The sequence below is a fragment of the Stenotrophomonas pictorum JCM 9942 genome (genome assembly GCF_001431585.1).
In the GTDB taxonomy this organism is placed as follows: domain Bacteria; phylum Pseudomonadota; class Gammaproteobacteria; order Xanthomonadales; family Xanthomonadaceae; genus Stenotrophomonas; species Stenotrophomonas pictorum.
In genome coordinates this window covers 30,935-44,077 of record NZ_LLXS01000018.1, presented here as the reverse complement: position 1 = coordinate 44,077, position 13,143 = coordinate 30,935, and the positions used below count along the sequence as shown (strand labels likewise).

General features: G+C 67.6%; 14 protein-coding genes. 8 read left to right on the top strand and 6 right to left on the bottom strand.

Annotated elements, in window-relative coordinates; genetic code table 11:
• The 4 genes from hemE to ARC78_RS07575 form a co-directional block, all read right to left on the bottom strand.
• On the bottom strand, window positions 1-1,074 hold the full coding sequence (gene hemE, locus ARC78_RS07590; RefSeq protein ID WP_054660499.1) for a uroporphyrinogen decarboxylase: 1,074 nt from the start codon (window positions 1,072-1,074) through the stop codon (window positions 1-3).
• 60 nt (window positions 1,075-1,134) lie between these two features.
• On the bottom strand, window positions 1,135-1,386 hold the full coding sequence (locus tag ARC78_RS07585; RefSeq protein WP_054660501.1) for a WGR domain-containing protein: 252 nt from the start codon (window positions 1,384-1,386) through the stop codon (window positions 1,135-1,137).
• A gap of 132 nt (window positions 1,387-1,518) precedes the next feature.
• Window positions 1,519-2,631 (bottom strand): 3-dehydroquinate synthase, encoded by a 1,113-nt coding sequence (gene aroB, locus ARC78_RS07580; RefSeq protein WP_057506027.1) that lies wholly within the window; start codon window positions 2,629-2,631, stop codon window positions 1,519-1,521.
• The gene (locus ARC78_RS07575; RefSeq protein ID WP_054660666.1) at window positions 2,628-3,170 is read right to left on the bottom strand and encodes a shikimate kinase; all 543 of its coding nucleotides are present in this window, start codon (window positions 3,168-3,170) and stop codon (window positions 2,628-2,630) included. Before ARC78_RS07575 ends, aroB begins: the two co-directional genes overlap by 4 nt.
• Window positions 3,171-3,269: 99 nt before the next feature.
• Between ARC78_RS07575 and ARC78_RS07570 the strand changes: the two genes are divergently transcribed.
• Entirely contained in the window at window positions 3,270-3,473 is a 204-nt protein-coding gene (locus tag ARC78_RS07570; RefSeq protein WP_054660668.1) for a dodecin family protein, read from the top strand.
• Between the two features lie 47 nt (window positions 3,474-3,520).
• Here ARC78_RS07570 and ARC78_RS07565 read toward each other — a convergent pair whose 3' ends face one another.
• Window positions 3,521-4,345 carry a hypothetical protein gene (locus ARC78_RS07565; protein ID WP_057506026.1) on the bottom strand — a complete coding sequence of 275 codons (825 nt, stop codon included), beginning with the start codon at window positions 4,343-4,345 and terminating at the stop codon, window positions 3,521-3,523.
• A 42-nt stretch (window positions 4,346-4,387) separates the two neighbouring features.
• Between ARC78_RS07565 and pdxH the strand changes: the two genes are divergently transcribed.
• The 3 genes from pdxH (at window position 4,388) to ARC78_RS07550 (ending at window position 6,225) form a co-directional block, all read left to right on the top strand.
• Window positions 4,388-4,987, top strand: a complete 600-nt coding sequence (gene pdxH, locus ARC78_RS07560) for a pyridoxamine 5'-phosphate oxidase (protein ID WP_057506025.1) — start codon at window positions 4,388-4,390, stop codon at window positions 4,985-4,987.
• A gap of 99 nt (window positions 4,988-5,086) precedes the next feature.
• Entirely contained in the window at window positions 5,087-5,431 is a 345-nt protein-coding gene (locus tag ARC78_RS07555; RefSeq protein ID WP_054660550.1) for a YqfO family protein, read from the top strand.
• Window positions 5,428-6,225 (top strand): cobalamin-binding protein, encoded by a 798-nt coding sequence (locus ARC78_RS07550; RefSeq protein ID WP_057506024.1) that lies wholly within the window; start codon window positions 5,428-5,430, stop codon window positions 6,223-6,225. Before ARC78_RS07555 ends, ARC78_RS07550 begins: the two co-directional genes overlap by 4 nt.
• Before the next feature lie 49 nt (window positions 6,226-6,274).
• On the opposite strand, the gene ARC78_RS07545 is transcribed toward ARC78_RS07550, so the two are convergent.
• Entirely contained in the window at window positions 6,275-7,504 is a 1,230-nt protein-coding gene (locus ARC78_RS07545) for a citrate synthase family protein (RefSeq protein ID WP_057506023.1), read from the bottom strand.
• Between the two features lie 113 nt (window positions 7,505-7,617).
• Between ARC78_RS07545 and prpB the strand changes: the two genes are divergently transcribed.
• The 4 genes from prpB (at window position 7,618) to acnD (ending at window position 13,126) form a co-directional block, all read left to right on the top strand.
• Entirely contained in the window at window positions 7,618-8,505 is an 888-nt protein-coding gene (gene prpB / locus ARC78_RS07540) for a methylisocitrate lyase (protein ID WP_057506022.1), read from the top strand.
• A 33-nt stretch (window positions 8,506-8,538) separates the two neighbouring features.
• A complete protein-coding gene (locus tag ARC78_RS07535) occupies window positions 8,539-9,138 on the top strand; it encodes a DUF1003 domain-containing protein (RefSeq protein WP_054660171.1) in 600 nt (199 codons plus the stop codon).
• 32 nt (window positions 9,139-9,170) lie between these two features.
• Window positions 9,171-10,328 carry a bifunctional 2-methylcitrate synthase/citrate synthase gene (prpC, locus tag ARC78_RS07530; protein ID WP_054660170.1) on the top strand — a complete coding sequence of 386 codons (1,158 nt, stop codon included), beginning with the start codon at window positions 9,171-9,173 and terminating at the stop codon, window positions 10,326-10,328.
• A gap of 182 nt (window positions 10,329-10,510) precedes the next feature.
• Window positions 10,511-13,126 (top strand): Fe/S-dependent 2-methylisocitrate dehydratase AcnD, encoded by a 2,616-nt coding sequence (acnD, locus tag ARC78_RS07525; RefSeq protein ID WP_057506021.1) that lies wholly within the window; start codon window positions 10,511-10,513, stop codon window positions 13,124-13,126.
• Window positions 13,127-13,143: the final 17 nt, after the last annotated feature.

Sequence of the window (13,143 nt, the reverse complement as noted above, 5' to 3'; positions counted from 1 at the left end):
TCAGCGGCGGCTGTGGCTGTGGACGGCATCCACCAGCACGGCGACGTGCTCGGGATTCATGTCCGGCGACATGCCGTGGCCGAGGTTGAACACATGGCCTTCGCGTGAGCCGCCGTTGCCGTCACGGTAGCTGTCCAGCACCACGCCCACTTCGCGGCGGATCGCCTCGGGCGAGCCATACAGCGTGGCCGGGTCCAGGTTGCCCTGCAGCGCGACCCGGCCGCCGGTGCGGCGCACCGCATCGCCCAGCTCGGTGGTCCAGTCCACGCCCACCGCATCGGTGCCGCTGGCGGCCAGTGCTTCCAGGTGCTGGCCGTTGCCCTTGCCGAACAGGATCAGCGGCGCGCGATCGGCCCCCTGGCCGCGGTCCAGCTCGTGCGCGATCCGGGTAAGGTAGGGCAGCGAGAACTCGCGGTACATCGCCGGGCTCAATACGCCGCCCCAGGTGTCGAACACCTGCAGCGCCTGCGCACCGGCCAGGCGCTGAGCCGACAGGTAGGCGATCACCGCGTCGGTGACCACGCCCAGCAGCTGGTGCAGGGCCTGGGGTTCGTTCAGGGCCAGCGCCTTGATGCGCGCGTAATCCTTGCTGCCGCCGCCTTCGACCATGTAGCAGGCCAGCGTCCACGGGCTGCCGGAAAAGCCGATCAGCGGCACCTTGCCGTCCAGCTGGCGGCGGATCACCCGCACCGCGTCCATCACATAGCGCAGCTCGGTTTCCATGTCCGGCACCGCCAGTTTGGCGATGTCGGCCACGCTGCGCACCGGATGGCGGAACTTGGGGCCTTCACCGTCGACGAAATACAGCTCCAGACCCATCGCATCGGGGATGGTGAGGATGTCGGAGAACAGGATCGCCGCGTCCAGATCGAAGCGCTCCAGCGGCTGCAGGGTGACTTCGCAGGCGATGTCCGGGTTCTTGGCCATGGCCAGGAAGCTGCCGGCGCGGGCGCGGGTGGCGCGGTATTCCGGCAGGTAACGGCCGGCCTGGCGCATCAGCCAGACGGGGGTGCAGTCCACAGGCTCGCGGCGCAGGGCGCGCAGGAAGCGGTCGTTGCGAAGTGGGCTGGTCACATGAACTCCTGGATAAAGGTAGACGCATGAACGCGCGGGGCGTCCTGTGGGGATGCGGGATCAGGGTTGTGGCTGGCCGCTGGCGAACATCAGCTGGAAGCCGCGCTTGAGCTGCGCATCGCGTGCCTTCTCGAAGGCTTGCAGGGCGTCGTCCTGCTGCAGGAAAAGTTCGCGGCGCAATTGCACGCGGCCGCCGATCTGGCCGCTTTCACGCAGCAGTTCCCAGCCGCCGAGCAGGTCGGCCACCAGGGACAGCTGGACATAGCGGGGGGCTTCGTTGCCGCTGGGCGGCTGTTGCAGGAGGACACGCATGCCGCCGATTGTAGCCGCTGCGGCGGATTTCAGCCGCAGCGGGGGCGGTTGTCCGCCACCGCAGGAGCGCCCGCCCACGGCGCAGGGTCTGGGGCCCGTTCGTCGGTGTCCGCTGCCCGTTGCCGGATGGGCTCAGCCCGGCTGGAGGATCGCCAGCACCGCGGCTTCGTCCACATCCGGCACCACTTCGGCCCGGCCGATGCCCCGCCACAGCACCAGCCGCAGGCGGCCGGCGATGTTCTTCTTGTCCAGCCGCATATGGGCCAGCAGCGTTTCCGGCGCCAGCCCGGCGGGGATGTCCACCGGCAGGCCATAGGACAGCAGCAGTTCGCGCAGGCGGTCGGTGTCGGCCGCCTCGGCCATGCCCAGTGCCGCCGACAGGCGCGCGGCCAGCACCATGCCCACGGCCACGGCTTCGCCATGGTTGAGGTTGTTGTTGCCCGGTGCGCCATAGCCCTGTGCGGTCTCGATGGCATGGCCGAAGGTGTGACCGAGGTTGAGCAGGGCGCGCTCGCCCTTTTCCAGCGGATCACGTTCGACGATCTGCGCTTTGTGTTCGCAGCTGCGGGCGATGGCCTGCGCCAGCGCGGCGTCCTCGCCGGCCAGTAGTGCGTCGCGCTCGCTCTGCAGCCACTGGAAGAACTCCAGGTCACGGATCGCACCGTACTTGATCACTTCGGCCAACCCGGCACGCAGCTCGCGCAGCGGCAGGCTGCGCAGCACGGCGGTATCGGCGATCACCGCGCGCGGCGGATGGAAGGCCCCGACCAGGTTCTTGCCCTGGGCGATATCCACCGCGGTCTTGCCGCCGACCGAGGAATCGACCATCGCCAGCAGGGTGGTGGGCAGTTGCACGCAATCCACGCCGCGCATCCAGCAGGCGGCGGCAAACCCGGCCAGGTCGCCGACCACGCCCCCACCCAGCGCCAGCACGCAGGCGTCGCGGGTGGCGCCCAGCGTCGCCAGCGCCTCGATCACGCCGCCGAAGCTCGCCAGCGTCTTGGAGGCTTCGCCGGCCGGGATGAGGTGCTGGCCGATCTTCAGCGCCGGGCGTGCAGCCAGCAGTGCGGCCTGCACTTGCGCCAGATACAGCGGGGCGACGGTGTCGTCGCTGACCAGCAGTACGTGGCGGCCGCGGATGACATCGGCCAGCAGTTCGCCCCGGGCCAGCAGGCCAGGACCGATGTGGATCCGGTAAGGGCGTTCACCGCCGACATCGACGGTAGGGGGAGCAGCGGGGGTCATGCGGGAAGTTCCGAAATCTGCCAGAGCGCGGCCAGCCGCACCACGGCATGGGCGGTCGCTTCGGCGGGGGTGTAAAGGTCGGTATCGATGGTCAGGTCGGCCACTTCGCGGTACAGCGGATCGCGGAAGGCCGCCATCTCGTGAAGCACCTGCTCGCGGTCATCGCGCTGCAACAGCGGGCGGGTCTTGTCGCGCTGCAGGCGTGCCAGCTGCGAGGCGACGCTGACCCGCAGGTAGACGACAAAACCGCGCTGCCGGATCAGCCGGCGGTTGTCGGCATCTAGCACGGCGCCGCCACCGGTGGAAATCAGCTGGCCACCGCGTTGCAGCAGCGCGCCGAGCACGCGCTTTTCATGCACGCGGAAGCCGGGCTCGCCGAGGTTGTCAAAAATGGCGGGAATGCTGGAGCCGGTGTCATCGACGATGGCCTGGTCGGCATCGACGAATTCCAGCCCGAAGCGCTCGGCCAGACGCCGGCCGATGCAGGTTTTCCCGGCCCCCATCGGGCCGACCAGAATGAGGTTGGGGGCTGGATTCATAGCGGATCGATGCTAGCACCTCGTGTCGGTGCGTTAACAAGGTAGCAGCCAAGCTCTGCCCTTCCACGAATGGTTCGTGGTGCAACCAAGGAGCAGGGCATGTCTGTAGCGAAAATCATCGAAGTCAGCGCCTCGTCCAAGACCAGCGTGGAGGAGGCGGTGCGCTCGGGTCTGAAGAAGGTGGCCGAGACCGTCAAGGGCATCCAGGGCGCGTGGATCAGCGAGACCAAGGCGGTCACCGACGGGCAGGGCAACATCATCGAGTGGCGGGTCAACCTGCGGATCACGTTCCTGGTCGAGTGAGGCGGCCGCTGGCGTAGGCGCGTGGTTCGAGCGGTGACCGTCGGTTCCTACGCCTGGAGTGGCCGCCGGTGCGCGTCCAGCGCGATCACGCGGTCGGCAATAGCCGGCAGGGTGCGCAAGGCCTGCCGGCTGATCCGCTCGTAGAACTGCACGAAGCGTTCCAGCTGCGCGCGGCTCATGCCGCTGCGGCCGGGGGCCGCCTGTTGCAGCGCCTGTTCCTGCTGCCAGCGCCACTGCGGCACCACCGCAAACCCCGGTGGTTGCAGGAACCAGAGGCGATCGAAGCGCCGCCACAGCGCCGGATAGTCATCGGCCAGGGTCTGGTTGCACCAGTGCCGCCAGCGCCCGTCAGCGTCGGCCTCGCGTTCCAGCGCGTTCAGCGGTGTCTGCAGCGCCGCCTCCGGTTCGGCCGGGGTGCCCAGGAACCAGCCTTCGAACACCAGCAGGTCCAGGCGGCCGTCGATCCGTTCCCACTGCGCTTCGTCCACCCGCTCATCGGCCAGTTTGTCAAAGCGCGGCAGGTGGAATGGTTGTCCGCTGCTGGCGGCATCGAGCGTATCCAAGGCCAATGGAAGATCGTGGGTGCCGGGCGGGCCGCGCGTGGCCAGCAGCGGATGCACGCGATCGGCCAGACGCTGGCGCTGGGCACGGGTGAGGTAGGTGTCATCGATGGACAGCGCCGCCGCGCGCAGGCCGCGGCCGCCGGCCAGCTCCACCACCTGTGCGGCCAGCGTGGATTTGCCGCTGCCCTGCAACCCGCTGATCGCCAGGATCGGGGTGGTCCTGCCGCTGCATAGCGCGTCGTCGAGGGCCTGTGTGACCAGCGTATCGGCGAAGCGGCGGACGGAGAAACGGTGCGGAACCGGTGACATGGCGCCACAATAGCCCAAACCCGTGCTGTTCGAAGTGGAGCCATGACCGATCTTTACGCAGAAGCGCTTGCCACCTTCGCCTCGCTGTTCGCGGAGGCCAAGGCCAGCCAGGAAATCGATGCCACGGCGATGACGGTGGCCACCGCCGATATCGACGGCCGTCCATCGGCACGCACCGTGCTGCTCAAAGCCTTCGATGAGCGCGGTTTCGTGTTCTACACCCATCTGGACAGCCGCAAGGGCCGCGAACTGCACGAAAACCGGCAGGTCGCGCTGTTGTTTCTGTGGCGCAGCCTGCGCGAGGCCGGCATCCAGGTGCGGGTGGAAGGTGATGCCCAGCTGGTATCGGCCACCGAAGCCGATGCCTATTTCGCCACACGGCCGCGTATGAGCCAGATCGGCGCCTGGGCCTCGGCGCAATCGCAGCCGCTGGCCTCGCGCGAGGAGTTCGAGCAGCGGCTGGCCAGTTTCGAGGCGCGCTTCGAAGGACGCGAAGTGCCGCGCCCCGACGGCTGGGGCGGCATCCGCGTGGTGCCGCGACGCATCGAGTTCTGGTACGGCGCCGACTTCCGCCTGCACGAACGCTGGTGCTATGAAGCTGATGCCGGCGGCAGCTGGAGCAAGCAGCTGCTGTACCCGTGAGCCGGTGATGCGCGGCGCAGTGGTGACCTCGCGGATTTGCAGCGCCGCGCCGGGCGGAGGCGTCTTGGCGCGTCGTCCAGGTCATTGGCGGTCAGACTCATGACCCTGCATCCGCTCTACCGCATCACCGTGTTCGTACCGCCGGCGCATCTGCAGGCGCTCAAGGACGCGATCCTGGCAGTGGACGATCTGTCCGCCGGAGGTTATTCGCACGGCATGTGGGAATCGGCACCGGGGCAGGAGCAGTTCCGCGTGCTGCCAGGCACGCACAGCGCTATCGGACAGCCCGGCGCGCTGGTGCGCGAAGCCAGTGTGCGTCTGGAGTTCTGCATCCCGCGTGATGCCGCGCGCCTGCAACGGTTGCTGGAGGACGGCATCGCCGCCCATCACCCGTGGAACAGCCCGGCGGTATTCGTCGATACCACGGAGTTCGCAAGCCCATGATCGGCCCGCGCCGCATTGTCTGCCTGACCGAAGAGCCGACCGAAACGCTGTACGCATTGGGCGAGCAGGACCGTATCGTCGGGATCAGTGGTTTCACCGTGCGGCCGCCGCAGGCGCGGCGCGACAAGCCCAAGGTCAGCGCCTTCACCAGTGCCAAGGTGGATGAGATCCTCAAGCTCCAGCCGGATCTGGCCATCGGTTTTTCCGATATCCAGGCCGATATCGCCGCCGAGCTGATCCGCAACGGCGTGGAGGTGTGGATTTCCAATCACCGCAGCGTCGCCGGCATCCTCGATTACATCCGCCGGCTCGGTGCGCTGGTCGGGGTGGCGCAACGGGCGTACGACTATGCCGACCAGCTGCAGCGCGGGCTCGATGCCATCGCCACGCAGGCGGCGACGTTGCCGCGGCGGCCGCGCGTCTATGTCGAGGAATGGGACGAGCCGATCATCACCGGCATCCAGTGGGGCGCCGAGCTGGTGGAGATCGCCGGCGGTATCGATGTGTTTCCGGAGCTGTCGCGCGAGCCGCTGGCCAAGGCCCGGATTCTGGCTGACGGTGATCCGGTGATCGCGCGCAACCCGGAGATCATCATCGGTTCGTGGTGCGGCAAGAAATTCCGCCCGGAGAAAGTCGCGGCGCGCCCGAGCTGGGAGGCGATCACCGCGGTGCGCGACGGCGAACTGCACGAGATCAAGTCGCCGCTGATCCTGCAGCCGGGCCCGGCGGCGTTGACCGATGGCGTGGGCGCGATCGCCGCGATCATCCAAGCGTGGGCTCAGCGACAGGGCTGAGTGGGGATGGCGGGCGGGACCGTTGTCGCCGCCCAGTCCTCGCGACAGCTCAGTCGTGGTCGCCCGGTGCGCGTCCGCTGTAACGCGCACGCGGCCGGATCAGCGTGCCCAGCGCCTGTTGTTCCAGTGCATGCGCCAGCCAGCCGGTCAGGCGCGCGCTGGCGAACATCACCAGCGCATGGGTCGCCGGCAGCGCGTAGACATAGCAGATCGCCGCCAGCAGGCCGTCGATGTTGGGATGTTGGCCACTGTGCTCGGCGGTGGTCGCCAGCACCGTCTCCACATGCCGCATGCGCGGGCAGTCACCGCGCAACGCCCGCAGCTGGCGCAGCACTTCGGCCCCGCGCGGATCACCATCGGGATACAGCACGTGATTGAAGCCGGGCTGCTCGTCGCCGCGCCGCCAGCGTTCGGCGATGAAGCCGGCCGGCGCGCCGCTGGCCTCGGCATCGCACAGCAGCGCATACGCACGCGCGGTGGCGCCGCCGTGGCGCGGTCCGGACATCGCCGCCAGTCCGGCACACACGGTCGCGTGCAGGTGTGCGCCGGTGGAGGCGACCACGCGCGCGGCGAACGCGGACACATTCAGTTCGTGATCGGCGCACAGCACCAGCGCAGAGCGCACCACCTCGGCGAAACCGGCATCACCGGGCTGCCAGTGGTCGGCTAGCAGGCGATGCACCGGCCGCGCATCGGGCTGGGTGCCGACCAGCAGCGCGGCGTTCTGCCGCAGCAGCATCGCCGCCACTTCGCGCCGTACCGGTGCGGCGGCGTTGTGCGATTGCCGGTGTTCCAGGGCCAGCAGCGGCAGGCAGGCCATCGCCCGCTCCAGTGGCGGCAGCGAGCTGTCCAGGGCCAACGGCGCGATGCGCTCGGGCCAGACATCCGGCACCGAGGCGGCGAACGGATCCTGTTCCTCGCCTTCCCACAGCAGGCGGGCGATGTCCTCCAGCGTGGCGCCGCTGCGCGCGGCGGTGACGGCCGAGCGGCCGCGGTAATACGGCGCATCCGGACGGATCAGCGAGATCCGTGTCTCCAGCACCGGCAGCCCGCGATCCAGGCTTTGTGCCGCCCCGCGCGCGGCGCCGCGTCCGGCCTGCTTGCGGCGTGCCAGCCGTTCCACTTCCGCGCGCAGATACATCCGGCTGCGCGCGTCCGGACCGGGACGTGAGCTGAGCTGGCCGCGGCTGACATAGGCGTACAGGGTGGCGGTACTGATCCCCAGCAGCGCGCAGGCGTCGCTGGCGGGAATCAGTTCGGGGCCGGAGTGTTCGGACATGACGTGTTCAATAGGTTGATTTGTTGAATCAAGATTGATCAATGATTGCGATGGTGACAGATTGGGCGCCATCGCGGAATGGCACCTCGCCTCCGCCAGGACAGGAGCCCCCCATGAGCCTTTCTTCCGCTGGCGCCGCGTTCCGCGCCGCCCTGGCCGCCGAATCCCCGCTGCAGGTGATCGGCGCCATCAACGCCAACCACGCCCTGCTGGCCAAGCGTGCCGGCTACCGCGCCATCTACCTGTCCGGTGGCGGTGTCGCCGCCGGTTCGCTGGGGCTGCCGGATCTGGGCATCAACACGCTCGAGGACGTGCTGATCGACGTGCGCCGCATCACCGATGTCTGCGACCTGCCGCTGATGGTGGATATCGATACCGGCTTCGGGCCCAGCGCGTTCAACATTGCCCGCACCGTGAAGTCGTTGATCAAGGCCGGCGGGGCCGCCTGCCACATCGAGGACCAGGTCGGTGCCAAGCGCTGCGGCCACCGTCCGGGCAAGGAGATCGTCAGCCAGGGTGAGATGGTCGACCGGGTGAAGGCCGCCGCCGATGCCAAGACCGATCCGGACTTCTTCCTGATCGCCCGCACCGATGCGATCCAGATGGAGGGCGTGGATGCGGCCATCGAGCGGGCCATCGCCTGCGTCGAGGCCGGTGCCGACGGCATCTTCGCCGAGGCCGCCTACGATCTGGAAACCTACAAGCGCTTCGCCGACGCGGTGAAAGTGCCGCTGCTGGCCAACATCACCGAATTCGGCGCCACGCCGCTGTTCAGTCGCGACGAACTGGCCTCGGCCGGCGTGGCGATCCAGCTGTTCCCGCTGTCGGCGTTCCGTGCGGCCAACAAGGCCGCCGAGAACGTGTACGAGGCCATCCGCCGCGACGGCCACCAGCGCAATGTGGTGGACACCATGCAGACCCGCGAGGAGCTGTACGACCGTATCGGCTACCACGCCTTCGAACGCAGCCTGGACAAGGTGTTCGCCGGCAAGGGCGCATGATCGGGTCTTCATCGATCAACTGAGTTTTCCGCCATGGCGACCAGTGCTGCCCATTCCTCCCATGCCGCCCGCGTGGACCGGCGTGAAACCGCCCGCCAGCTGTTGCAGAAGGAGCTTGACCAGTTGCCGCCGGAGGAGCGCAACGTGGTTGAACGTTTCATCTCGCGGCGTCAGGTGGCGCGCAACGTGGTGCGTGAATTCCGCGAAACCCGCAGCCTCGGCGAGCGGGTCGCGGACAAAGTGGCGTCGGTCGGGGGCAGCTGGCGGTTCATCATCTGCTTCGGCGTGGTGCTGGTGATCTGGATGCTGGTCAACAGTGCCGTGCTGGCCAAGGCGTTCGATCCCTATCCCTACATTCTGCTGAACCTGGTGCTGTCCTGCCTGGCGGCCGTGCAGGCGCCGATCATCATGATGAGCCAGAACCGGCAGGCGGCCGTGGACCGGATGCATGCCGAGAACGACTACCAGGTCAACATCAAGTCCGAACTCGAAGTGCTGCAGATCCATGAAAAGCTCGACCTGTTGCGTTCGCAGGATTGGGCGCAGCTGGTGGAGCAACAGAACCGGCAGATCGCGATGTTGCAACGGCTGCTGGAGCAGACCATGCGCATGAACGACCGCAATCCAGATTGAACCGTGAACCCGTTTCCCCGGAGGTAAACACCATGTCAGAGCAAACCGCCGCACCGGCTTTCAAGCCCAAGAAGTCCGTCGCCCTGTCCGGCACCGCCGCCGGCAACACCGCGCTGTGCACCGTCGGCCGCAGCGGCAACGACCTGCATTACCGCGGCTACGACATCCTGGACCTGGCCAATACTAGCGAGTTCGAGGAGATCGCCCACCTGCTGGTGCACGGCAAGCTGCCCAACAAGGCCGAACTGCGTGCCTACAAGGCCAAGCTGAAATCGCTGCGGGGGATCCCGGCCGCGGTCAAGGCCGCGCTGGAGGAGCTGCCGCCATCGGCGCATCCGATGGATGTGATGCGCACCGGCGTTTCGGTGCTGGGTTGCGTGTCGCCGGAGAAGGACGACCACAACCACCCGGGCGCGCGCGACATTGCCGACAAGCTGATGGCCTGCCTGGGCTCGATGCTGCTGTACTGGTACCACTGGAGCCACAACGGCCGCGTCATCGACGTGGAGACCGACGATGATTCGATCGGTGGCCACTTCCTGCACCTGCTGCATGGCGAGCAGCCGTGCGAGTCGTGGGTCAAGGCGATGCATACCTCGCTGATCCTGTACGCCGAGCATGAGTTCAACGCCTCCACCTTCGCCTGCCGCGTGATCGCCGGCACCGGCAGCGACATGTACAGCGCCATCACCGGTGGCATCGGCGCGCTGCGCGGGCCCAAGCACGGCGGCGCCAACGAAGTCGCGTTCGAGGTGCAGAAGCGCTACGAGACGCCGGACGAGGCCGAGGCCGACATCAAGGCCCGGGTGGAGCGCAAGGAAGTGGTGATCGGCTTCGGCCACCCGGTCTACACGGTGTCCGATCCACGCAACCAGGTGATCAAGGACGTGGCGCGCGCGCTGTCGGCCGAGCAGCAGAATATGAAGATGTATGACATCGCCGAGCGCCTGGAGTCGGTGATGTGGGACATCAAGAAAATGTTCCCGAACCTGGACTGGTTCAGCGCGGTCAGCTACCACATGATGGGCGTGCCGACGGCGATGTTCACCCCGCTGTTCGTGATCGCCCGTACTGCCGGCTGGAGCGCGCACATCATCGAGCAGCGCATCGACGGCAAGATCATCCGTCCCAGCGCCAACTACACCGGCCCGGAAGACCAGGTCTTCGTGCCGCTGGACAAGCGCGGCTGACCGCGCCGCCAGGCCTCGCCCGCGCCAGCGGGCGGGGCCGCGTTTTTTCACCCGCGGGGAAGGATGCCCCCTGAAACCACCGTGGCGCTGCTGCCTGCTTCGATCGCCGGCTGGCAGCGCTGCTTTCGCAGGCACCGCGCAGGCGTGTGCCGCCCAGCCAGCCCGGATTCCACAGGCCCGCCATGAACACCGACTACCGCAAGCCCCTTCCCGGCACCCCGCTGGACTATTTCGACGCACAGGCTGCGGTCGATGCCATCGCCCCCGGTGCCTATGCCACGCTGCCGTACACCTCGCGCGTGCTGGCCGAAAACCTGGTGCGCCGTTGCAATCCGGCCACGCTCACCGATTCGCTCAGGCAGCTGATCGAGCGCAAGCGCGACCTCGATTTTCCGTGGTTCCCGGCGCGCGTGGTGTGCCATGACATCCTCGGCCAGACCGCGCTGGTGGACCTGGCCGGCCTGCGTGACGCCATTGCCGACAAGGGCGGCGACCCGGCCAAGGTCAACCCGGTGGTGCCGGTGCAGCTGATCGTGGACCACTCGCTGGCGGTGGAATGCGGTGGCTACGATCCGGACGCGTTCGCCAAGAACCGCGCCATCGAGGACCGCCGCAACGAGGACCGCTTCCATTTCATCGACTGGACCAAGCTGGCCTTCGAGAACGTCGATGTGATTCCACCGGGCAACGGCATCATGCACCAGATCAATCTGGAGAAGATGTCGCCGGTGATCTACCAGCAGGACGGTGTAGCCTTCCCCGATACCTGCGTGGGCACCGACAGCCACACCCCGCACGTCGATGCGCTGGGGGTGATCGCCATCGGCGTGGGTGGCCTGGAAGCAGAGAGCGTGATGCTGGGTCGCGCCTCGTGGATGCGCCTGCCCGACATCATCGGCGTCAAGCTGACCGGCAAGCCACAGCCGGGCATCACCGCCACGGACGTGGTGCTGGCCCTGACCGAGTTCCTGCGCAACCAGCGCGTGGTCGGTGCCTGGCTGGAGTTCTTCGGCGAAGGTGCTGCGGCACTGACCATCGGTGACCGCGCCACCATCTCCAACATGTGTCCGGAATACGGCGCCACCGCAGCGATGTTCTACATCGATGCGCAGACCATCGACTACCTGCGCCTGACCGGACGTGAGGAAGCGCAGATCGCGCTGGTCGAGAGTTACGCCAGAACCACCGGCCTGTGGGCCGACGCGCTGACCACCGCGCAATACGAACGCGTGCTGGAGTTCGACCTGTCCAGCGTGGTGCGCAACATGGCCGGCCCCAGCAATCCGCACAAGCGCCTGCCGGTGGCCGAGCTGGCCGCGCGGGGCATCGCCGATGAAGCCAAGCTGGAGCGCGGCAAGGGCGAGCAAGCCCAGGGGCTGATGCCCGACGGCGCGGTGATCATCGCCGCCATCACCAGCTGCACCAATACCTCCAACCCGCGCAACGTGATCGCCGCCGCGCTGCTGGCGCGCAATGCCAACGCGCGCGGCCTGACCCGCAAGCCGTGGGTGAAGTCCTCGCTGGCCCCGGGCTCCAAGGCCGTACAGCTGTATCTGGAAGAAGCCGGCCTGCTGCCGGAGCTGGAGAAGCTGGGCTTCGGCATCGTCGCTTTTGCCTGTACCACCTGCAACGGCATGAGCGGTGCGCTGGACCCGGCGATCCAGCAGGAGATCATCGACCGCGACCTGTACGCCACGGCAGTGCTGTCGGGCAACCGCAACTTCGACGGCCGCATCCACCCGTATGCCAAGCAGGCCTTCCTGGCCTCGCCACCGCTGGTGATCGCCTATGCCATCGCCGGCACCGTGCGTTTCGATATCGAGAAGGACGTGCTGGGCATCGATACCGCCGGCAACGAGGTGCGGCTGAAGGACATCTGGCCGACCGATGCCGAGATCGACGCGGTGGTGAAGGCGGCGGTGAAGCCGGAGCAGTTCCGCAAGGTCTACAACCCGATGTTCAACGTGCGCGTGGAGCATGGCGAGAAGGTCAGTCCCTTGTACGCCTGGCGCCCGCGCAGCACCTATATCCGCCGCCCGCCGTACTGGGAAGGCGCATTGGCCGGCGAGCGCACGTTGCGTGGCATGCGCCCGCTGGCGGTGCTGCCGGACAACATCACCACCGACCACCTGTCGCCGTCCAACGCGATCCTGCCGTCCAGTGCGGCCGGCGAGTACCTGGCCAGGATGGGCCTGCCGGAAGAGGACTTCAATTCCTACGCCACCCACCGTGGCGACCACCTCACCGCGCAGCGCGCCACCTTCGCCAACCCGAAGCTGTTCAACGAGATGGTGCGCAACGAGGACGGCAGCGTGAAGCAGGGCTCGCTGGCGCGGGTGGAGCCGGAAGGCAAGGTGATGCGCATGTGGGAGGCGATCGAGACCTACATGGAACGCAAGCAGCCGCTGATCATCATCGCCGGTGCCGACTACGGCCAGGGCAGCTCGCGCGACTGGGCGGCCAAGGGCGTGCGTCTGGCCGGTGTGGAGGCGATTGCCGCCGAAGGCTTCGAGCGCATCCACCGCACCAACCTGATCGGCATGGGCGTGCTGCCGCTGGAGTTCAAGCCGGGCACCAACCGCAACACGCTGGGCATCGACGGCACCGAGACCTATGACGTGATCGGCCTGCGCACCCCGCGCACGGACCTGACCCTGGTCATCACCCGTCGCAACGGTGAGGTGCTGAAGGTGCCGATGACCTGCCGTCTGGATTCGGACGAGGAAGTGGCGATCTACGAGGCCGGTGGCGTGCTGCAGCGCTTCGCGCAGGACTTCCTGGAAGCTTCCCACGCCTGACGCACCCGGCGCCCTTC